Below are 20,216 nucleotides of genomic sequence, written 5' to 3'. Positions count from 1 at the left end.
GCGGTCACGTAGATGATCGTCGCGGCTCACGTCCAGAGAAAAGATCCAGGATCGCGCGATTGAGGCGACGATCGGTCGATGCAGCGTGCTCGTCGAAGCAGCCGGCCGGAAGCACTCTGCGCAGTCTCGAGATCGTTGTGGGATTCCGATCGATCGCTTCCCGGAAAAGAACGTAGGTGTCGCCACTGCTCACAACAAGCCTGACCACCCGGGCGGGTCGTGCTGTTCGCCGGCGTGGGTCGAGATCAGCCAGCCCATTCTCGTCATCGCGCAGTTCGATGAGGATCAGCGTATCGCCGGGCTGCAAATCCACCTCGGTTTCCTCTTGGCACCGCCACCATTCCACCGGTTGGTCCGCCACTGTTCCCCGCTCCTCTACCAGCGCCGCCTCGACATCCGGATCCTCAGGATCCGCAGCGGGATACGCGTATCCGAGTAGGAGACGTTCGTCCGACAAGAGGATCTGTTCGCCCTGCGCCTTTTCTGGCCTGGCCGGCAATTCGGGCGGCCGGAAGCGTTCTTTCGCACGGTCGAGCCAAGCCTGCGTAACGGGCGCGGCGTCGTCGATCCACCGAAAGACGGCGCTGTGCACCGCCGCGAAGACGCCGGCGTCGTACAGGACGACCGTCCCCTCTTCGAGACAGTTCTCCGAATGCTGGGAGACATTCGCAGAACCGATTACGCTGGCGCGGCGACCACGACCGAGTTCGATCGCGATCAGCTTCGCATGCAGCCACGGGTGCAGGTAGACGTCGGCGCCGCCATCGACCCACCGCTGTAGCTGGTGCGGGTCTACGGTGCCGCGCGCGATCGAGTCGCCTGCGGATGGCCGGGCGCTCCCGTTGACGACGATGACGTCGCCGCCGCCCAATGGCAACAGTTCGGCTGCGTCGTGGCCGACGAACGCGATGGCCGCCGCGATCCGCTCGGCGATCGCGAAGTCTTCGCCCAAGACGGTCCAGGTGCCGCGGCCCCCGATCAGTTTCGGCGTCTCTGCCATTGCCAGATTCCGTGATCGAGGTCTGTCGGGCACATCTTCATTTCGTCTGCCGCGGACAGGACCGCCGCCAACGCGAATTGGGATGTCACTCGGCGGCGTGGCAGATTCAGGCTGTCGGCTACGAACCGAATGATCATCCGGTCGGGTTTCACGCCCTGGATTCCGGCCAGCATTTGCAGGTAGTGCCAGGTGATACCCGATCTTTGGCCCGGGATACGCAGCCAGGAGGCGCGAATCTCGCCGAGACGGGCAGGATCCTCGACGGCGAGCCGCAGATCATGTGTGGTGGCCACGGACTGTTCGATCAGCGTGTGCGCCGCGAGCTCGATGGCGACGGCCTTCAGCGGCGCCCCTGTGCGCGTGGACACTTTATTCCGGTTTCCGATTCGCTCTGCCCAGGCGTCCGGCCCGCCGATTTCGACGAAAGTACCGGCGAGTTCGGGTGCGCCGTCGGTGAAAGCGTCACGATCACGGCTCCGCCGGAACTCCCGGTACCTGGCGACAACGTTTTCGACACTGGTGTAGGTGACACCGGTCGACTGAATCGAGTCGACTACGCAGAGCGCGAGACCCGTCGGATAACCCGTCGGGGCCTTGGCATCTCGGAACCGCTCGCAAGCGCCGGCCAACCGGTGCACCTGCTCGACAGTCGGAAGCATCGCGCCGACCGCTACTCCGCGCCGACGGCCACCGGGCGCTTGGGATCGTTGGACCACTGCGACCAGGAACCGGGGTAGAGGGCTGCGTCGATGCCGGCGGCCGCGAGGGCCGCGATCTGGTGGGCGGCGGTGACGCCGGAGCCGCAGTAGACCGCGACCGGGCCGGAGCCGAGGGCCGCGAAGCGCTCGCGCAGTTGGTCCGCCGCGCGGAAGCGACCGTCGTTGTCCAGGTTGTCGGCGGTGGGGGCGCTGATCGCGCCGGGCACGTGGCCCGCGCGGGGATCGACCGGTTCCACCTCGCCGCGGTAGCGCTCGCCGGCGCGCGCGTCCAGCAGCAGGCCGTCCCAGGTGGCGATGGCGTCGGCGTCGACGACCGGGAGATGACCGGGGCTCAAGTCGACATCGCCGGGCTCCGGATCCGGTTCGGTGCCGGTGGCCAGCGCGCCCCCGGCGTGCTGCCAGGCCGGCAGGCCGCCGTCGAGGATGCGGACATCGGCCAGACCGGCCCAGCGCAGCAGCCACCAGGCCCGGGCCGCCGCCATGCCGCCGGTCGCGTCGTAGACGACGACCGCGTCACCGGACCGGATGCCCCAGCTGCGCGCGCAGCGCTGCAACTGGGCGAGATCGGGCAGCGGATGCCGACCGCGCGCGGGCGAGGCGGGCGCGGCCAGTTCGGTTTCCAGATCGACGAAGACCGCACCCGGGATGTGGCCGTCGAGATAGTGTTGCGGACCGTCCGGATCGCCCAGCGCCCAGCGTACGTCCAATAACCGAACCTGCTTGTCCGCCAACGCTTCTCGAAGCTCCACCGGCGAAATCAGTACGGCGCCCAACCCAGCTCCTCGTGTCGAAGTCCGCGATACCGCAACTGCTTACGCCCTGATGCTACGGCCCGGGACCGACGGTGGGCGGGCAAGTTCCGTCTCCGGTGCGCTGAGCACCGGATTCAGGCCAGTTTCGGGAGATTGGCCGGGGACAGCGCGCGCCGGCCGGGGGATGATTCGGCGAATGTCCACAGTTTCCGACGCAACGGTTTCGCAGTCCGAGCCCCGGGCCGGGGTCGGACAGCCGATCGGGGCCGGGGTGGTGACGGCGCTGGTGGGTTTCACCAGCTCGTTCGCGGTGGTGCTGGCCGGACTGACGGCGGTCGGGGCCAGTGCGGCGCAGGCCGCGTCGGGGCTGCTGGCGCTGTGCGTGACCCAGGCGCTCGGGATGCTGCTGCTCAGTTTCCGCTATCGGATGCCGATCACGCTGGCCTGGTCGACGCCGGGAGCCGCGCTGCTCGCGAGCACGGGCGCGGTGGCGGGCGGCTGGTCCGCGGCGGTGGGCGCATTCGCGCTGACCGGGGTGCTGATCGTGATCACCGGCTGGTGGCAGCGCCTCGGTGACCTGGTCGCCGCGATTCCGGTGGAGATCGCGCAGGCGATGCTGGCCGGGGTGCTGCTGCCGCTGTGCCTGGCGCCGGTGCAGGCGGTGCGCACCAGTCCGGCGGTGGTGATTCCGGTGATCCTGGTCTGGCTGGTGTTGCAGCGCTACGCCAAACGCTGGGCGGTGCTGGTGGCCTTCACCACCGCCGCCGTCGGCGCGGGGATCAGCATCGTGGCCGAGCACCGGCCGCTGCCCGCCTCGGCGCTGGCGCCCACGGTGGAATTCACGCTGCCGCACTGGAATTGGCAGGCCGTGATCGGCGTGGCGATCCCGCTGTACATCGTCACCATGGCCTCGCAGAACATTCCCGGGACCGCGGTGATGAAATCCTTCGGCTACCAGGTGCCGTGGCGGGCCGCCATGACCGTCACCGGCCTGGGCACCGCGCTCGGCGCGCCGGCGGGCGGGCACGCGATCAACCTCGCCGCCATCAGCGCGGCGCTGTCCGCCGCGCCCGCCGCGCATCCGGATCCCAAGCGCCGCTGGATCGCCGCCGCGACGGCGGGCGCGGCCTATGTGCTGCTGGCCCTGGGCTCCGCGGCCCTGGTCGCCGTGGTCGCCGCGGCCCCGGAGGGCACCCTGGAAACCGTAGCGGGCTTGGCGTTGCTGGCCACCCTGGCCGCCGCCCTCGCGGGCGCGCTGCGCGCCGAGGAGCACCGCGAAGCCGGGATCGTCACCTTTCTGATCGCGGCCTCCGGCGTGGGCTTTCTCGGCGTCGGCGCGGCTTTCTGGGCTCTGCTCGCGGGCCTGCTGGTGCGGCAGGTCCTGAAGTCGCGCGCCTGACTCAGGCTTTCACCGGAGCCGGGTCGGGCTCGGCCGGGTCGCGATCGGAAGAAGCAGCCCCGGCCGAACCGGGCTCGGCCGGAAGTGCTTCGCCCTGGACAGGGTGCCGCGCACTTCGCGCCATGGTGCCCAGCGCGGTGTGGTTGAAGAGCAGGTTCAGCACGAAAGCCGTGCCCGCGCCGAGGGTTACGCCGCTGGTCAGCAGGATCTGCGCGGAGGAGGGGAACTTGGCGAACATCTCCCCCGCCATCTCCGGCAGCAGCCCGATCCCGACCGCCGCGGCCACGATCGTGGCATTGATGCGATCGGAGAGGTCGGCTCGCAACAGCGTCTGCACGCCGACCACGGTGACCGTCGCGAAGAGCACCAGGCCGACGCCGCCGACCACCGGCTTGGGCACCGCCGCGACCACCGCGCCGATCCGCGGCACCACGCCGAGCACGATCAGCAGGACCCCGCTGACCGCCGTGACGTAACGGCTGAAGACGCGGGTGGCGGCCACCGAACCCACGTTCTGGTTGAAGATGGTGTCGACGAACGCGGTGAAAATGCCGCCGAGCACGCCGGAGAGCCCGTCACCGACCAGGCCGCGCGCCAGATCGCCCTTGCCGATCGGCTTTCCGGTGATCTCGCTGAGCGCGAGCATGCTGGCCGTGGACTCAGCGAAGACCACCGCCATGACGATGCTCATCGCCACCACCGCGGTCACCGGGAATTCGGGTGCGCCGAAATGGAACACGTCCGGCAGTCCGAGCCAGGCGGTCCCGCCGATGCCGTCGGCGCGCACCAGCCCCATCGGAATCGCGAGCAGGATGCCGACGACCAGCGCGATCAGCACGCCCAGCTGTGACCACACGCCGCGCCCGACACAGATGAAGCCCACCGCCACCAGGACGACGACCGCCGCCAGCCCGATGTGCGACGGCGAACCGAAGTCGGCGGCCTTCGGATCGGAGCCGATGATCAAGCCGCCGGCCACGCCGATCAGGGAAACCCCGACAACCGTGAGCACGGTGCCGGTGACCAGCGGCGGGAAGAACCGCACCACCCGCGCGAACGGATAGGCCAGCGCCACGCCGACGACGCCGCCCACCAGCATCGACCCGTAGACCGCGGCCAGCCCGTACTCCTTGGCGATCAGGATCATCGGATTCAGGCCGACGAATGTCGCGCCGCAGATGATCGGCAGCCGGGCGCCCGCGAGCTTGCCGACGCCCAGGCTCTGGATCACCGTGATGATGCCGGCGACCAGCAGGTCGGCGCTGATCAGCAGGCCCACCGTCGCCCGGTCCAGCCCGGCGGCGGCACCGAACACCAGCGGCACCGTGATGCAGCCGGTGTACATGATCAGAACGTGCTGGATGCCGAACGCCAGCTGCCGCGCGAACGGCAACCGGGTGTCGACGGGATGTGCTGCTATTGCCATGTACAACAGGTATCCGGCACGCGTTACGGGCAGCGCACGCTTCGTGTTTCCCGCCGGTGACATCCGCCCCGGACCACCGTGGCGGAGCGCACACTGGGGGAGCTACTTGCACGCCCCCGCCTGGGTGTGCAAGTAGTCCAACTCAGCCGCGGCTCAGCAGCGTGAGGGGATCCTCCAGCAGACTCGCGACGGTGGCCAGGAACCGCGCGCCCAGCTCGCCGTCGACCATCCGATGGTCGAAGCTCAACCCCAGGGTCGTGACCCAGCGCACCGCGAGTTCCTCGCGCAGCACCCAGGGCCGCTTGGCGATCGCGCCCAGGCACAGGATCGCGGCCTCGCCGGGATTGACCAGCGGCACACCGGCGTCGACGCCGAAGACGCCGACATTGGTGATAGTGAAGGTGCCGCCCCGCAGATCGACCGGGGTGGCGTTGCCGGAGCGGGCGGTCTCGGCCAGCCAGCCGAGTTCCTTGGCCAGATCGCGCAGGCTCGCCGATTCGGCGTCCTTGAGATTGGGGACCAGCAGGCCGCGGTCGGTGGCGACGGCGATGCCCAGATTCACATAGTGCTTGGTGATGATCTGCTGGTTGGCCTCGTCCCAGGAGGCGTTGACGGCGGGGAAATCCGTGAGCGCCACCAGCACCGCTTTGGCCACGAGCGTGAGCGGGGTCAGGGTCAGCCCCTGGAACGCCTTGGTGCTGCGCAGATGATCGAGCAGTTCCATCGACGCGGTGCAGTCGACGGTGACGAAGGTGCTGGCCTGCGGGATGGTGCGCGCGCTGGCGACCATGGCGGCGGCGGTGCGTTTGCGCACGCCGCTGATGGTGGTGCGCTCCTCGCGATCGGTGGGCCGGCGCGCGGCGGGACGTTGCTCCCGCACCGTTTCGGCGGGGCGGCCCGCCGGAGTGCGCGGTTGCGAGACCGGGACCGCCACGCGCACGTCCTCGACGGTCACCGCGCCCTCCGGGCCGGAGCCCGCGACGTACCAGAGGTCGATACCGAGTTCCTTGGCCAGTTTGCGGGCCGCCGGGGTCGCGGCCGCGCGCGCGGCGGTACCGTTGTCGGACGGAACATCTTCGGGCACAGTGGGTTTCACCGCACGACGGCGACGCGAGACCGCTTCGCCCTCGGGCCCGTAGCCGACCAGCACCGCGGTGCGACCGGATTCGGCCGGCGGCGCGTCCTGCTCGCCGCGCACCCGGATCAACGGCGCGCCGACCGCGACCGTATCCCCCGGCTCGGCCAGCAATTCCACGACCACGCCCGCGAACGGCGAGGGCAGCGCCACCACCGCCTTGGCCGTCTCCACCTCGGCGATGGTCTGGTTCAGTTCGACGGTGTCGCCGACCGCGACCGCCCAGGACTGTAATTCGGCGTCGGCCAGGCCTTCACCGAGATCCGGTAGCCGGAATTCCAGGACGTCGTTCGGCACGGCTGACACCTCTCACGCGGCGAGCGATCGGTCGACCGCGGCGAGGATGCGATCGGGGTCGGGCAGATGGTGTTTTTCGAGCTTAGCCGGGGGATACGGGATGTCGAACCCGCCGACGCGCAGCACCGGCGCCTCCAGGTGATAGAAGCAGCGCTCGGTGATCCGGGCCGCGATCTCCGCGCCGAGGCCGCCGGAGACCGGCGCCTCGTGGACGACGATGAGCCGCCCGGTCTTGGTCACCGATTCGGCGAGGGTGTCGAAGTCGATCGGCGACAGACTGCGCAGATCGACGACCTCCAGCGAATGCCCTTCCTCCGCGGCGATTTTCGCCGCGTTGAGCGCCGTGGCCACGGTGCCGCCGTAGGCGGCGACGGTGGCGTCCGTGCCGACGGCGCACACCCGCGCCCGATCCATCGGCAGCTCCGGCGCGGCCCGGAAATCGACGTCGGCCTTGTCCCAGTAGCGGCGTTTGGGCTCGAAGAAGATCACCGGGTCGTCGAGCGCGATCGCCTGGCGGATCAGGTGATACGCGTCGGCCGGGTGACTCGGCGCGACCACCCGCAACCCGGCGGTGTGCGCGAAATACGCCTCCGGCGATTCGGAGTGATGCTCGACCGAACCGATGCCGCCGCCGAACGGAATGCGAATCGTCAAGGGCGCCTTCATCTTCCCTTGCGTCCGGTAGTGGATCTTGGCGACCTGGGCGACGATCTGATCGAAGGCCGGATACACGAACCCGTCGAACTGGATCTCGCACACCGGGCGATAGCCGCGCAGCGCCATCCCGAAAGCCGTTCCGATGATGCCGGATTCGGCCAGCGGGGTGTCCACCACGCGGTTGTCGCCGAAATCCTTCTGGAGCGTGTCGGTGACCCGGAAGACGCCGCCGAGGCGACCGATGTCCTCGCCCATCAACAGTACTTTCGGGTCGTCCTCCAGCGCCCTGCGCAGCCCGGCGTTCAGGGCGGCGGCGAAGGTGGTGATCATGCGCGAACTCCTTCCGGCGCGGCTGCCGCACCGGGATCGCCGGTGAGGTATTCCAGATACTCCCGGCGCTCCTGATCGAGGAGCGGATGCGGGGTGGCGTAGACGTGGTCGAACAGTTCCTCCGGTCCCGGGTCGGGCATCCGCAGGGTCGCGGTGCGCACCTCGTGCGCGACCGCGTCGGCCCGGTCGGCGACAGCGCGCTCGAAAGCGCTGTCGTACAGGTCTTCTCGTTCCAGCAGCCGGCGCAGGCGGTCGATCGGGTCGCGCCGCTTCCACTCCTCGGTTTCGGCGGCGGCGCGATAGCGGGTGGGATCGTCGGCGGTGGTGTGCGGACCCATCCGATAGGTGATCGCCTCGATGAACGAGGGGCCGCCGCCGCTGCGGGCGCGCTGGATCGCGCGCCGGGTCACCGCCAGCACCGCGAGCACGTCGTTGCCGTCGACCTGAGTGCCGGGAATGCCGTAGCCGTAGGCGCGCCGCACGATCGGGGTGGCGCTCTGCACCCGGACCGGCGCGCTGATCGCCCAGCCGTTGTTCTGGCAGAAGAACACCACCGGCGCGCTCCAGCTCGACGCGAAACCCAGCGCCTCGGCGATATCGCCCTGGCTGGTCGCGCCGTCGCCGAAGTAGGCGATGGTCGCGATCTCGGCGCCGTCCAGATGCGCGGCGTAGGCGTAGCCGGTGGCGTGCAGGCCCTGGGCGCCGACGACGATGTTCGGGTTGGTCATGCGGACCGCGTCCGGATCCCAGCAGTGATGGGCGGCCCCGCGCCACAGCCGGGTCAGCTCGCCGGGCCGCACGCCACGACAGTAGGCGACGGCGGCTTCGCGGTAGCTGCAGAATACGTAGTCGTCGGGATGCAGAGCGCGGGCGGAGCCGACCTGGGCGGCCTCCTGGCCGAGCAGCGGGGGCCACAATCCCAGTTGCCCTTGGCGTTGCAGTGCGGTGGCCTCGGTATCGATGCGGCGGGTGACCACCAGGTCCCGATACAGCGCGCGTAACTGGTCCGGACCGACATCGGCGACCAGGGCGGCATGCTCCCGGTCGAGGACGCGGCGGCCATCGGGCTGGATCAATTGAACCGGATACGCGAGCTTGTCTGGCATAGGGATCGCCTCCTACCAACTGGCGTCGAGCAGGGTGTGCTCTACCTCACAGCATGCCCGGATTGGCGGAGTGCGCAAGCGACCTGGAAGGCCCTGCGCAGAATGCTCAAAAGTTCGGGCAGCAGGGATGTCATACTGCGCATATGTCCGGTAGAGAACCCGTCGACCCGACCTTGGACGCCACCGACGCGCGGCTGCTGCTCGAGCTGGTGGCCAACCCCCGCGCCACCGGCGTCGAACTGGCCACGCGCCTTGGCCTGTCCCGCAACACCGTGCAGGCGCGGCTGGCCCGCTGGGAGGCCAGCGGGGTACTCGGCAGCTTCGAACGACGGGTGCGCCCGCGCGCGCTCGGCTATCCGCTGTCCGCGTTCGTGGCCGTGGTCGTCGATCAGCACCAGCTGGACGCGGTGGTGGACGCCCTGGCCGAGGTTCCGGAGGTGACCGAGGTCTGCGGCATGACCGGCCTGACCGATCTGACCGTCCGCGTCGTCGCCCGCGACGCCGACGACCTCTACCGCATCGCCGGCCAGATCCTGAAGATCCCCGGCGTGGAACGCACCAACATGGCCCTGGTCATGCGCGAACTCGTCGGTCCGCGCACCGCTCCCCTGCTCGACCGGCTCGCCTCCGGCTGATCGCCACCGGCGCGCGGTCTCCGGGCCAGGGCTTAGGGTGCGGGAATGGAGATTTCGGGCAAAGTCGCGGTGGTTACCGGGGGCGGTCAGGGCATCGGGGCGGCGTTGGCGCGGCGGTTGAGCACGGGCGGGGCGCGGGTGGTCGTCGCCGATCTGGACGCCGATCGGGCCGCGGCGGTGGCCGCGGAGATCGGGGCGAACGCCGTCGCCGTCGGCGGGGACGTGGCCGACGAGCGGGTGATCCGGCAGCTGATCGACCGGGCGGAGGCCGAATTCGGTCCGGTGGACCTGTATTTCGCGAACGCCGGGATCGGCGGCGGGCCGGGCCTGGACAGCACCGAGGACCAGTGGTCGGCCGCACTCGAGGTCAACGTGCTGGCGCACGTGCGGGCCGCGCGCCTGCTCACGCCCGGCTGGCTCGAGCGCGGCAGCGGGTATTTCGTCAGCACCGCGTCGGCGGCGGGCCTGCTCACCCAGATCGGTTCCGCGCCTTACTCGGTCACCAAGCACGCGGCCGTCGGATTCGCCGAGTGGCTCTCGGTCACCTACGGGGACAAAGGCATTCGGGTCAGCTGCGTCTGCCCGATGGGCGTGGACACCCGGCTGCTGAGCGGCGAACTCGTGCCCGGCGATCCGGCCGCCGCGGACCTCGCGGTCAAGGCGGTGAAGACCGCGGGCGCCGTGCTCACCCCGGAGCAGGTCGCCGACATCGTGATCGCCGGGGTCGAGGCCGAGACGTTCCTGATCCTGCCGCACCCGGAGGTGCTGAAGATGTACCGGCACAAGGGATCCGACTACGACCGCTGGCTGGACGGGATGCGGCGCTTCCAGGCGCTGCTGCGCGGCTAGTCCTCCGCCACGACCAGCGTCGCGGCGGCCGTGCGGATCACCTCCGGGATCTCGATCGGCTTGCGGGTCTCCGAATCCACGTAGACGTGCACGAAAACGCCCGTCGCCGCGAGCTCCAGCGAGCCGTCCGCGTCGCGGAAGATCGCCAGATCGTAGGTGATGCTGGAGCGCCCCAGCCGGGAGACGCGCAGGCCCACCCGCAGCTGATCCGGGAAGCTGATCGAACCCAGGTACTGGCAGGAGGTCTGCGCGACCACGCCGAGCGCGGGCAGTTCCCGGATGTCGGTGCCGGTGGCCTGCATCAGCCAGGCGTTCACCGCGGTGTCGAAGTACGAGTAGTAGGTCACGTTGTTGACGTGCCCGTAGTGGTCGTTGTCGGCCCACCGCGTCGGCATCGGCCACAGAACCGGATACTGCTTGCTCACCCGGCCGACGATAGCTCAGCCGCCCCGGCCCCCTGCCGGTGGTCGCGCGGACTCACCCCGAAGTGCCGTTTGAAGGCCGCGCTCAGGGCGAAGGCGCTGCCGTAGCCGACCTTGCCCGCGATCGACTCGATGGTCGCGTCGGTCTCCTGGAGCAGATCGGCGGCCAGGGCCAGCCGCCATTCGGTGAGGAACGCCATCGGCGGCTCCCCCACCAGGTCGGTGAAGCGGCGGGCCAGCGCCGCGCGCGAGACACCCACCGCCTCGGCCAGCCCGGCGACCGTCCAGCCGTGTGCGGGGTTGTGCTGGAGCAGGCGCAGCGCCTTGCCGACCAGCGGGTCGGCGTAGGCGTGGTACCAGGCGGGCGCGTCGTTGCGGGCGAACCAGGCCCGCAGGGCCGCGATGAGCACCAGGTCGAGCAGGCGGTCGAGCACCGCGCTCTGCGCGGGTTCGTCCTTGGTGGCCTCGTCGGCGAGCAGATCGAGCAGACGCGCGTCCAGATCGCCGTGCGGCAGCACGATGACCGGCGGCAGCGCGCGCAGCAGGCGCTGGCTGGCCGCGCCGGCGGATTCGTAGGTGCCGGTGACCATCACGGTGGCGCCGTCCGGATCGGTGCCCCACTGCCGGGTACCCAGACTCAGTGTCTCGCAGAGGATCTCGCCGTCGGGCGTCTTGGTGACCTGACCGGGATGGATGATTATCTGCGGCGCGGTGCCCGGATCGTCGGCGACCGTATACGGTTGCGGCCCACGGAAGATCGCGACATCGCCGGCGGTGAGCTGGCGCGGACTGGTCGGCGAACCGCCCGCCGCAACGGAATTCGGCCGCTTGGGCGCGTCCGGCACGATCCAGGCGGTGCCGCGGACCATCGAGACGACCGTCAGCGGCGCCTCGTCTTGAATACGCAACGACCACGGCGGATCCAGCAGCGAGCACATGACGAACGCACCTCTGGCGCGTGGACCTTCGAGCAGACTGGCGAGCGCATCCACACACCCACAGTAGACGCAGACATACCGGCACGGCAGTAGACGCAGACGCATGATCATGAGCGGCTGAACTATGTGGCGTCTCGCCCCGGGCGGCTGTACTGAGATCATGACGAACAACGACACCAACCAGCCCCTCATCCTCGTCACCGGCGGCACCGGCAAGACCGGCGGCCGGGTCGCCGCCCGGCTGCGGCAGGCCGGCCACCCGGTCCGGCTCGGCTCCCGCACGGCCGCGATCCCCTTCGACTGGACCGACCGCGGCACCTGGCCCGCGGCCCTGGCCGGGGTCGGCAAGGTCTACCTCGCCTTCCAGCCCGATCTCGCCGTGCCCGGCGCGCCCGAGGTGATCCAGTCCTTCACCGCGGCCGCGAAGCAGGCCGGGGTGCGCACGCTGGTGCTGCTCTCCGGCCGCGGCGAGCCCGAAGCCGAGGAATGCGAGCAGATCGTGCGCGAGTCCGGTCTGGAGTGGACCATCCTGCGCTGCAGCTTCTTCGCCCAGAACTTCAGTGAGGGCGCGTTCACCGACTACATCCTGGCCGGGCACGTCGCCCTGCCCAACGGCGATGTGCCCGAGCCGTTCGTGCACGCCGACGACATCGCCGACGTGGCGGTCGCCGCCCTCACCACCCCCGGGCACGGCGGCGAACTCTACGAACTGACCGGCCCGCGCGCCCTCTCCTTCGCCGAGGCCACCGCCGAGATCGCCGCGGCCACCGGGCGCGAGATCGACTACACCCTGATCACCCGCACCGAGTTCGTCGCCGGTCTCACCGAACTCCAGGTGCCCGCCGATGCGGTCAGCCTGCTGGACTACCTGTTCGGCACGATCCTGGACGGCCGCAACTCGGCCACGGCCGACGGGGTGCGGCGCGCACTCGGCCGCGCCCCCAGGGACTTTCGCGAGTACGCCGCGGAAACGGCCGCCGCCGGAGTCTGGTCGGTCCAGGAGCAGGCGGCCGGTTAGACCCCGGCGCAGCGGCCACCGCCGGGTTCGCCGAGTCGGTACCGTCGAGTGATGCTGGATTCGATGATCGAGCGTCCGATGCGGCGGGCCCGCCTGGCGGTCTTCACCGTCTTCGCGCTCAACGGGTTCCTGGTGGCGATGTGGGTGGTGCACATTCCGGTCATCACCGATCGCACCGGGGTCGCGAAATCCACACTGGGCACGTTCATCCTGATGCTGGCCGGCGCGGGCGTGATCGGCATGCGGATCGCGGGGCCGCTGGCCGACCGGTTCGGCAGCCGGACGCTGGTCGCCGCGGCCGCCACCCTCGCCGCGGTGACGGTGCTCGGGCCCGGTCTGGCCACCGGGCCGGTGGCGCTGGCGATCGCGCTGGCCTGCTTCGGTTTCGGCAACGGCGCGCTGGACGTCTCGATGAACACCCAGGCCGTCCACGTGGAACGGGCGTACGGGCGGCCGATCATGTCGGCCTTCCACGCGTTGTTCTCCGGTGGCGGCTTTCTGGGCTCGGTGCTCGGCGCGGCGGCGCAGCGGGCGGATTGGGACGTGCGGATCACCCTGGGCGTGGCCTCGGTCGCCTGCCTGGCGCTCATCGCGGCGCTGGTGCCGCTGCTGCTCCGCGATACGCCCGAGGTCGAGGATCAGCCGCCGGCCGACGCGGTGTCGGCCGAGCAGGCACGGTCGGCGCGCACTCGAAAGGTGGTGGCGCTGGCGCTGATCGCGTTCGTGCTGCTGCTGTGCGAGGGCGCGGCCGCGGACTGGAGCGCCCTGCAGGTGCGCGAACATCTCGGGGCCGACGAGGCGACAGCGGCGCTGGCGTTCGCGGCGTTCTCCTTCACCATGACCGCGGGCCGCCTGGCCACCGACCGCATCGCCGGCGCGGTCGGCCGGGTCGCGGTGGTGCGCTACGGCACGCTGATCTGCGCGGCCGGACTGGGCCTGATCCTGATCTCCAGCTGGATCCCGCTGACGCTGTTCGGCTGGGCGCTGTGCGGCATCGGGCTGGCCGGCGGCATCCCGCAGATCTTCACCGCGGCGGGCAATCTGGGTTCCACCACCGCGGCGACGGACATGTCCCGCGTCTTCAGCCTGGGCTACCTGGGCCTGCTCGCGGGCCCGGCGATCATCGGCTGGCTGACCGCCCTGGTCCCGCTGACCACCGCTCTCGCCGCACCGCTGGTCCTGCTGCTGGTGTGCAGTTGGCAGGCCGGAGTGGTGGCCCCGGTCAATGCCCGGGTCCGCGAATGAGACCGATCATCTGGGGGCAGCCAGGCAGAAGGTGAGTTGCTCCGGCTTCGGGTAGACGATGGTGTTCTCGGCCGAGGCGGCGGGCCCGCAGGCGGCGCTGTCGGCGACGCCGTGCAGGATCTTGTCGACCTTGAAGTCGGCGGAGCCGGTGCATTCCACCCGCAGGCTGGCGCGGCCGGGGCCACCGGCGAAGCAGTCGCCGATCCGGGCGTTCAGCCGCAGGCACAGCGTGTACTCGTTGCCGCCGGACTGGTAGTAACTGGTGTAATCCGCTGTCGCACACTGGGAATCGGCGCCGTCGAAGACCTCGGCCACCAGGTAGTTGGCTGCCGGGTCGGCGCAATCGGCGCGCTCGAAGGTCGCGGCGGCGCTGGTGCCGGCCAGGATGCCGCAGTCGCCGACCGCGGCCGAGTTGCCGGTGCCGCGCACCAGCCAGACCACCCCGGCGATCAGGAAGAGCACGAGCACCGGCGCGATCACCGCGAGCCAGCTCAGCACCTTGGCCCGGGTGGGCTGCGGCGGCGGGAAGTGCGGCGGCGGGGCCATCGGATATCCCTGGGCCAGGCCGGGATTGCCCGGTCCGGGCCGGCCGCGAAACGGGACATTCGGTGGCATGGTCATGCGTGCGGGGCAACTCTCTGTACACAGACGACGGCGGCCCCCCGCTCGCGAGAACGGAGGGCCGCCGCGTGGCTCGATCTACTTACAGCGCTTTGAGTTCCTCGGTGACCGCACCGACGGACTTCTTCGCGTCGCCGAACAGCATAGAGGTGGTGTCGGCGTAGAACAGCGGGTTGTCGATACCGGCGAAGCCGGAGTTCATCGAGCGCTTGAGCACGATGACCGACTTGGCCTTGTCGACGTCGAGCACCGGCATGCCGTAGATCGGGGACGAGGCGTCCTCGCGAGCGGCCGGGTTGGTGACGTCGTTGGCGCCGATCACCAGGGCGACGTCGGTGCGGCCGAATTCGCCGTTGATGTCGTCCATTTCCTTCATGGCGTCGTAGGACACCTCGGCCTCGGCCAGCAGCACGTTCATGTGCCCGGGCATGCGACCGGCGACGGGATGGATGGCGTACTTGACCTCGACGCCCTTGGCCTCGAGCAGCGCCGCCATCTCCTTGACCGCGTGCTGGGCCTGGGCCACGGCCATGCCGTAGCCGGGCACCACGATGACCTGGTTGGCGTAGGCCATCTGGATCGCCGCGTCGGCCGCGGAGGTGGCCTTGGCCTGCTTCTGCTCGCCGTCGGCGGCGCCCGGCGCGGCGCCGCCGCCACCGAAGCCGCCCGCGACGATCGCCGGGATGGAGCGGTTCATGGCCTTGGCCATGAGGTTGGTCAGGATGGTGCCGGACGCGCCGACGATCATGCCCGCCACGATCATCGCGGTGTTGTTCAGCGCCAGGCCCGCCGCCGCGGCGGACAGACCGGTGAGCGCGTTGAGCAGCGAGATGACCACGGGCATGTCGGCGCCGCCGATCGGCAGCACCACCATCAGGCCCAGGATGCCGGCCGCGATCAGCAGCGCCACCATGGACCACCACGGCGCACCGCCGTCGGCGGCGCGGATGCCGATGAACACGGCGGCGGCCACGGCGACCAGCAGCAGCAACAGGTTCAGCGGCTGCTGCAGCTTGCCGATGCCGATCGGGCGGCCCGGCAGCGTCTCCTGCAGCTTGAGGAACGCGATCAGCGAGCCCCAGAACGAGATCGAGCCGATGATCGCCGCGAACAGCGAGCCGATGATGATGTGCACGGTCGGTTCCTCGCCGTGCTTGAACGCCGAGAAGCCGGTGGTGTCCAGGAATTCGGCCCACGCGATGAGCGCGACGGTGCCACCGCCGACGCCGTTGAACGCGGCGACCAGCTGCGGCATCGCGGTCATCTTGGTGCGCTGCGCCGGCGGCACGCCGAGCGCCACACCGACCACCAGACCGGCGACGATCAGGATCCAGTTGTTGGTGTCGCGCACCGCGATCAGGGTGGCGACCACCGCGAGGAACATGCCCACCGCGGCGATCCAGTTGCCGCGCACGGCGGTCTTCGGCCCGGTCAGGCCCATCAGGCCGTAGATGAACAGGGCGAAGGAGATGATGTAGAGAATATTGACGAGATTGTCCATGGCTTACTTCTCCGCCTTCTCAGCCGCGGCGGGCTTCTTGCCCTTGAACATGCCGAGCATGCGGTCGGTCACGACGAAACCACCGATGACGTTCAGGGTTCCGAAGACCAGGGCCACGAACAGGATGATCTGGATGCCGAGGGAGGGGTCCTCCATCTTGCCCAGGGTGACCAGGGCGCCCAGCACGACGATGCCGTGAATGGCGTTGGTGCCCGACATCAGCGGGGTGTGCAGGGTGTTGGGCACCTTGGAGATGACGGCGAAGCCGACGAACCCGGACAGCACCAGGATCGCGATATTGGCCAGAAGTCCGGTGTACATCAGGCGTCCACCTCACGAGTCACGCAGGAATCCGCGAGCACCTGGTCGCCGAAGTCGGGGGCGAGCTTGCCGTCCACCAGCATCAGTTCCAGCAGTGCCGCGATGTTTTTCGAGTACAGCTCCGAGGCGTGCTCGGGCATGGTCGCGGGCAGGTTCAGCGGCGAGGCGATGGTGACCTCGTGCTTGACCACGGTCTGGCCGGGTTCGGTCAGCTCGCAGTTGCCGCCGGTCTCACCGGCCAGGTCGACGATCACGCTGCCGGGCTTCATGCCCTCCACCGCGCCGGCGGTGACCAGGCGCGGGGCCGGGCGGCCGGGGACGAGCGCGGTGGTGATCACCACGTCGAAGCCCTTGATCGCGTCCTCCAGAGCCTGCTGCTGCTTGGCCTTTTCCTCGTCGGTGAGCTCGCGGGCGTAGCCGCCCTCACCGGCGGCGTCGATGCCGAGATCGAGCCACTGCGCACCGACCGAGCGCACCTGATCGGCGACCTCGGGCCGCACGTCGTACCCGGTGGTCCGGCCGCCGAGCCGCTTGGCCGTGGCCAGCGCCTGCAGACCGGCGACGCCGACACCGAGGACCAGCACGGTGGCCGGCTTGACGGTGCCCGCGGCGGTGGTGAGCATCGGGAAGAAGCGGGTCGACTCCGAGGCGGCGAGCAGCACGGCCTTGTAGCCGGCGACGTTGGCCTGCGAGGACAGCGCGTCCAGCACCTGGGCCCGCGAAATACGCGGGATCGCCTCGACCGCGAAGGCTTGCACGCCCGCGTTCTTCAGCGCGCCGATCTGGTTGTCGGCGTTGCGCGGCGCGAGGAAGCCGATCAGCGTCTGCCCGTCGGACAGCTTGGCCACCTCGGCGTCGGAGGGCGGGGCGACCTTGACGACCACCTCGGCCGACCAGGGATCACCGATGGTCGCGCCGGCGGCGACGTAGGCGTCGTCGGGGATGAGCGCGCCGAGACCGGCGCCGGCCTCCACGACGACCTCGACGCCCTGCTTCAGCAGCGACGGGATGATCTTGGGCACCAATGCGACACGCCGCTCGCCCGCGGTGGATTCGCGAACGACTCCGACACGCGCTCCGCGCGGCGACGAATCGCCTACGTTTTGCGTTGTCTCCACTTGTCAGACTTCCTTACTCGAACTGGCTCAGCGTCAGGGCGCGGCGCGTTATTGGTAGACAACAACACCGCACAACGAGGGCTGGACGATGCTACTTGTGAGTAAGTACGTCCAAATCCTCGCAACTGTACCCGGCTGGCAGTGAGGGTAGTTGAGATGCCCGTCACAAGCGGTGGCCGAAAACCGCTGAGCGGACTGTTCTCCAGGTCAGAACGGCCCAGCGTGATATGCGTCATGCCGTGGACTGTGCGCGCGAGGTCGTACACCGTATGGTCTGGCGTGTGGATCACTGCGTCTTCTGTCGCATCGTGGCGGGCACCGCTCCGGCGACCAAGGTCTACGAGGACGACACGCTCTGTGCGTTTCTCGACATCCGCCCCATCGCGCGCGGGCACACCCTGATCATTCCCAAGGCGCACGCCGCCGACCTGGCGGACCTGGACGCCGACACCGGCGCGCGGCTCTTCCGCACCGGCCACCGCCTCGCGCTGGCCGTGCGACGCGGTCCGCTCGCCGCCGACGGCGCGAACCTGGTGCTGAACGATGGCAAGGCCGCCTTCCAGACCGTCGCGCACGTGCACCTGCACGTCGTCCCGCGCCACACCGGCGACAAACTCAGTTTCGCCAAGGGCCTGCTGCTGCGCCGCCCGCACGACACCGAAAGCACCGCCGCCGCGCTCCGCGCCGGCCTCGCCGCGCTGCCCGCCGCGGACACCGATCACGTGGAAGGAAATCAGGCATGACGCTGGACCGGGACGAGCTGACCACCCTGCTCGCACAGCAGTGGGACGCGCTCGCCGCGCTGGTCGCCGACCTGCCCGAAGACCGTTGGCGCACACCGTCTCCGCTGCCCGGCTGGACCGTGTTCGATGTGCTCGCCCACGTCGTCGGGACCGAGTCCTGGCTGCTCGGCGAGCAGCCCCCGGCGCACGATCCGATGCGGCCCAAGACCGATGTGCGCACGCTGCCGCACGTCCGCAACGAGGTCGCGGTGCTCAACGAGATCTGGGTGGACCGGCTGCGGCCGCTGCCCGGCGCGCGACTGCTGGCGCTGTTCCGCGAGGTCACCGACCGGCGGCACGCGGCGCTCGGGGCGCTGAGCGACGAGGAGTGGACGACGCCGACGCAGTCGCCGATCGGGCAGGTGCCCTACGGCCGCTTCATGCGGGTGCGGCTGTTCGACTGCTGGATGCACGAACTCGACGTGGCCGACGCCCTCGGCGTCACCGTCGAGGAGGGCGGTAAGCGCGGCGCGCTGGCGTTCGAGGAGTTCCTCATCTCGATCCCGCGCGCGGTCGGCAAGTTCGGCAAGGCGCCCGACGGTTCAAGGGTGCTGTTCGACCTGACCGGGCCGCACGCGCGCACCCTGCGCGTCCAGGTCGAGGCCGGTCGCGCCGCCTACGCCGCGGAGTTCGACACCCCGCCGACCGTCCAGATCCGGTTGGACTCCCGGCTTTTCGTGCGCCTGGGCGGCGGTCGCACCACCGCCGGGGAACACCTCGACGAGATCGCGATCAGCGGCGACGAGGAGCTGGGGCAGCGACTGGTGCGCAGCCTCGCCTTCACGCTCTGATGCGCTTGTTCCTGGCGAGCTACCGCTTCGGGGCGCACCCCGACCGGCTCGCCGCGCTGGCCGGACCGCCCGGCCGGGTGGCGGTGATCCCGAACGCCTGCGACGCCTGGCCGCAGGCCTGGTCCGGGGCCGTGACCAGCGATCTCGTCCCGCTGCGCAAGCTCGGGTACTCCCCGGAGGTGCTGGACCTGCGCGAGTTCGTCGGCCGCCCGGACGATCTGGAGCGAGCCCTGCGCGGGTTCCCGCTGCTGTGGGTGCGCGGCGGCAACACGTTCGTGCTGCGCGCGCAATTCGCGCGCAGCGGAGCCGATCTGGTGCTGCCGCGCCTGCTCGCCGCGGACGCGCTGGCCTACGCGGGCTACAGCGCGGGCGCCTGCGTGCTGACGCCGGATCTACGCGGCCTGGAGACCAGCGACGACCCGGCCGAGGTCGGGCCCGCGTGCGGGATCGACCCGCGCTGGGACGGACTGGGTCTCGTCGACCACCGGATCGTCCCGCACATCGACTCGGCGCTGGACCCCGACGGCTTCGGCAACCGGCTGGCCGCGGACTACCGGGCCGCGCGGATCGCGCACTGGGCGCTCACCGACGACGCGGTGGTCGTCGTCGACGGGCCGCGCACCGAACTGCTGCCCTAGCGGCGGAACACCACCCAGCGCAGCGCCGAGTACATATAAACGGCCTCGCAGCCGCCCGCCAGCAACCGCGACAGGCGGTAGTCCAGGCCCAGCGCGGTCAGCCCGGTGCCGACACCGAGGATGAAGGCCAGATAGTTGACGACCACGACCACCACGTACACCGCGGCCTGCCGGCCGACGGGCGCGTGCGAGTGGAAATTGAAGGTGCGGTTCAGCACGAACGCGAGCCCGAACGCGCACAGGTAGCCGATGGTGATCGACAGCCAGAGCGGCAGTCCGAGCACGCCCCGGCACAGCGTGAGCAGGATCAGATCCACGGCGAAGGTACCGCTGTTGATCACGGCGAAGCCCAGGAACGTCGGCGCCACAAGGCGATTCAGCCCCCAGGGCAGGCGGGCGACGACCGCCGTGCAGAGCCGGGTGAACCGGTCCGCGAGGGTGTCGGTGGTAGCCGTCTCGAGCACACGACCACCGTGCCAGCGTCAGATGACGGGAAGGTGAGCAGTGAGCGAACCC

22 protein-coding genes are annotated in these 20,216 nt (G+C 70.1%); 8 read left to right on the top strand and 14 right to left on the bottom strand.

The window, feature by feature from the left end:
- Positions 1–4 precede the first annotated feature (4 nt).
- From AB0I43_RS23560 to AB0I43_RS23550, 3 genes are read right to left on the bottom strand one after another with little or no spacing between them, the layout of a single operon-like run.
- Positions 5–1,000: a hypothetical protein gene (locus AB0I43_RS23560; protein WP_356974062.1), complete on the bottom strand. Its 996-nt coding sequence runs from the start codon at positions 998–1,000 to the stop codon at positions 5–7.
- The gene (locus AB0I43_RS23555) at positions 979–1,659 is read right to left on the bottom strand and encodes a hypothetical protein (protein WP_356974061.1); all 681 of its coding nucleotides are present in this window, start codon (positions 1,657–1,659) and stop codon (positions 979–981) included. The genes AB0I43_RS23560 and AB0I43_RS23555 overlap by 22 nt, the downstream gene beginning before the upstream one ends.
- Positions 1,660–1,670: 11 nt before the next feature.
- On the bottom strand, positions 1,671–2,480 hold the full coding sequence (locus tag AB0I43_RS23550) for a sulfurtransferase (RefSeq protein ID WP_356974132.1): 810 nt from the start codon (positions 2,478–2,480) through the stop codon (positions 1,671–1,673).
- A gap of 187 nt (positions 2,481–2,667) precedes the next feature.
- On the opposite strand from AB0I43_RS23550, the gene AB0I43_RS23545 reads away from it, so the two are divergent.
- On the top strand, positions 2,668–3,870 hold the full coding sequence (locus AB0I43_RS23545) for a benzoate/H(+) symporter BenE family transporter (protein ID WP_356974060.1): 1,203 nt from the start codon (positions 2,668–2,670) through the stop codon (positions 3,868–3,870).
- A 1-nt stretch (position 3,871) separates the two neighbouring features.
- On the opposite strand, the gene AB0I43_RS23540 is transcribed toward AB0I43_RS23545, so the two are convergent.
- The 4 genes from AB0I43_RS23540 to pdhA all read right to left on the bottom strand — a co-directional run bounded on the left by AB0I43_RS23540 (position 3,872) and on the right by pdhA (position 8,821).
- Positions 3,872–5,290 (bottom strand): nucleobase:cation symporter-2 family protein, encoded by a 1,419-nt coding sequence (locus tag AB0I43_RS23540; protein WP_356974131.1) that lies wholly within the window; start codon positions 5,288–5,290, stop codon positions 3,872–3,874.
- Between the two features lie 148 nt (positions 5,291–5,438).
- On the bottom strand, positions 5,439–6,728 hold the full coding sequence (locus AB0I43_RS23535) for a dihydrolipoamide acetyltransferase family protein (RefSeq protein ID WP_356974059.1): 1,290 nt from the start codon (positions 6,726–6,728) through the stop codon (positions 5,439–5,441).
- A gap of 12 nt (positions 6,729–6,740) precedes the next feature.
- The gene (locus AB0I43_RS23530; RefSeq protein WP_356974058.1) at positions 6,741–7,715 is read right to left on the bottom strand and encodes an alpha-ketoacid dehydrogenase subunit beta; all 975 of its coding nucleotides are present in this window, start codon (positions 7,713–7,715) and stop codon (positions 6,741–6,743) included.
- The gene (gene pdhA / locus AB0I43_RS23525) at positions 7,712–8,821 is read right to left on the bottom strand and encodes a pyruvate dehydrogenase (acetyl-transferring) E1 component subunit alpha (RefSeq protein ID WP_356974057.1); all 1,110 of its coding nucleotides are present in this window, start codon (positions 8,819–8,821) and stop codon (positions 7,712–7,714) included. The genes AB0I43_RS23530 and pdhA overlap by 4 nt, the downstream gene beginning before the upstream one ends.
- Positions 8,822–8,964: 143 nt before the next feature.
- Here pdhA and AB0I43_RS23520 point away from each other — a divergent pair, with 143 nt between their 5' ends.
- Positions 8,965–9,456, top strand: a complete 492-nt coding sequence (locus AB0I43_RS23520; RefSeq protein ID WP_356974056.1) for an Lrp/AsnC family transcriptional regulator — start codon at positions 8,965–8,967, stop codon at positions 9,454–9,456.
- 45 nt (positions 9,457–9,501) lie between these two features.
- Complete coding sequence (locus AB0I43_RS23515; protein WP_356974055.1) at positions 9,502–10,305, top strand: SDR family oxidoreductase; 804 nt, start codon at positions 9,502–9,504, stop codon at positions 10,303–10,305.
- Here AB0I43_RS23515 and AB0I43_RS23510 read toward each other — a convergent pair.
- Positions 10,302–10,700 (bottom strand): thioesterase family protein, encoded by a 399-nt coding sequence (locus tag AB0I43_RS23510; protein ID WP_356974130.1) that lies wholly within the window; start codon positions 10,698–10,700, stop codon positions 10,302–10,304. The two genes, AB0I43_RS23515 and AB0I43_RS23510, sit on opposite strands and share 4 nt — an antisense overlap.
- 26 nt (positions 10,701–10,726) lie before the next feature.
- Entirely contained in the window at positions 10,727–11,719 is a 993-nt protein-coding gene (locus tag AB0I43_RS23505) for an AraC family transcriptional regulator (protein WP_356974054.1), read from the bottom strand.
- Between the two features lie 106 nt (positions 11,720–11,825).
- Here AB0I43_RS23505 and AB0I43_RS23500 point away from each other — a divergent pair, with 106 nt between their 5' ends.
- A complete protein-coding gene (locus AB0I43_RS23500) occupies positions 11,826–12,683 on the top strand; it encodes an NmrA family transcriptional regulator (RefSeq protein ID WP_356974053.1) in 858 nt (285 codons plus the stop codon).
- Positions 12,684–12,734: 51 nt separating this feature from the next.
- A complete protein-coding gene (locus AB0I43_RS23495) occupies positions 12,735–13,928 on the top strand; it encodes an MFS transporter (RefSeq protein WP_356974052.1) in 1,194 nt (397 codons plus the stop codon).
- Positions 13,929–13,934: 6 nt separating this feature from the next.
- Here the strand turns inward: AB0I43_RS23495 and AB0I43_RS23490 are convergent, their stop codons facing one another.
- From AB0I43_RS23490 to AB0I43_RS23475, 4 genes are all read right to left on the bottom strand, one after another.
- The gene (locus tag AB0I43_RS23490; RefSeq protein WP_356974051.1) at positions 13,935–14,549 is read right to left on the bottom strand and encodes a hypothetical protein; all 615 of its coding nucleotides are present in this window, start codon (positions 14,547–14,549) and stop codon (positions 13,935–13,937) included.
- A gap of 82 nt (positions 14,550–14,631) precedes the next feature.
- The gene (locus AB0I43_RS23485) at positions 14,632–16,050 is read right to left on the bottom strand and encodes an NAD(P)(+) transhydrogenase (Re/Si-specific) subunit beta (protein WP_356974050.1); all 1,419 of its coding nucleotides are present in this window, start codon (positions 16,048–16,050) and stop codon (positions 14,632–14,634) included.
- 3 nt (positions 16,051–16,053) lie between these two features.
- Positions 16,054–16,371, bottom strand: coding sequence for an NAD(P) transhydrogenase subunit alpha (locus AB0I43_RS23480; protein ID WP_356974049.1), 318 nt, complete (start codon positions 16,369–16,371; stop codon positions 16,054–16,056).
- Entirely contained in the window at positions 16,371–17,489 is a 1,119-nt protein-coding gene (locus AB0I43_RS23475) for a Re/Si-specific NAD(P)(+) transhydrogenase subunit alpha (protein ID WP_356974048.1), read from the bottom strand. The genes AB0I43_RS23480 and AB0I43_RS23475 overlap by 1 nt, the downstream gene beginning before the upstream one ends.
- A gap of 281 nt (positions 17,490–17,770) precedes the next feature.
- Between AB0I43_RS23475 and AB0I43_RS23470 the strand changes: the two genes are divergently transcribed.
- From AB0I43_RS23470 to AB0I43_RS23460, 3 genes are read left to right on the top strand one after another with little or no spacing between them, the layout of a single operon-like run.
- Entirely contained in the window at positions 17,771–18,232 is a 462-nt protein-coding gene (locus AB0I43_RS23470) for an HIT domain-containing protein (RefSeq protein WP_356974047.1), read from the top strand.
- Complete coding sequence (locus AB0I43_RS23465; protein WP_356974046.1) at positions 18,229–19,062, top strand: maleylpyruvate isomerase family mycothiol-dependent enzyme; 834 nt, start codon at positions 18,229–18,231, stop codon at positions 19,060–19,062. The genes AB0I43_RS23470 and AB0I43_RS23465 overlap by 4 nt, the downstream gene beginning before the upstream one ends.
- On the top strand, positions 19,062–19,700 hold the full coding sequence (locus AB0I43_RS23460; RefSeq protein WP_356974045.1) for a Type 1 glutamine amidotransferase-like domain-containing protein: 639 nt from the start codon (positions 19,062–19,064) through the stop codon (positions 19,698–19,700). Before AB0I43_RS23465 ends, AB0I43_RS23460 begins: the two co-directional genes overlap by 1 nt.
- On the opposite strand, the gene AB0I43_RS23455 is transcribed toward AB0I43_RS23460, so the two are convergent.
- Positions 19,697–20,164 carry a GtrA family protein gene (locus AB0I43_RS23455; protein WP_356974044.1) on the bottom strand — a complete coding sequence of 156 codons (468 nt, stop codon included), beginning with the start codon at positions 20,162–20,164 and terminating at the stop codon, positions 19,697–19,699. The two genes, AB0I43_RS23460 and AB0I43_RS23455, sit on opposite strands and share 4 nt — an antisense overlap.
- Positions 20,165–20,216: the final 52 nt, after the last annotated feature.

Origin of the sequence: Nocardia sp. NPDC050435 (genome assembly GCF_040655395.1) — a bacterium.
In the GTDB taxonomy this organism is placed as follows: Bacteria; Actinomycetota; Actinomycetes; order Mycobacteriales; family Mycobacteriaceae; genus Nocardia.
Note: the sequence above shows the minus strand (reverse complement) of the source record. Positions and strands in the feature narration are given on the sequence as shown.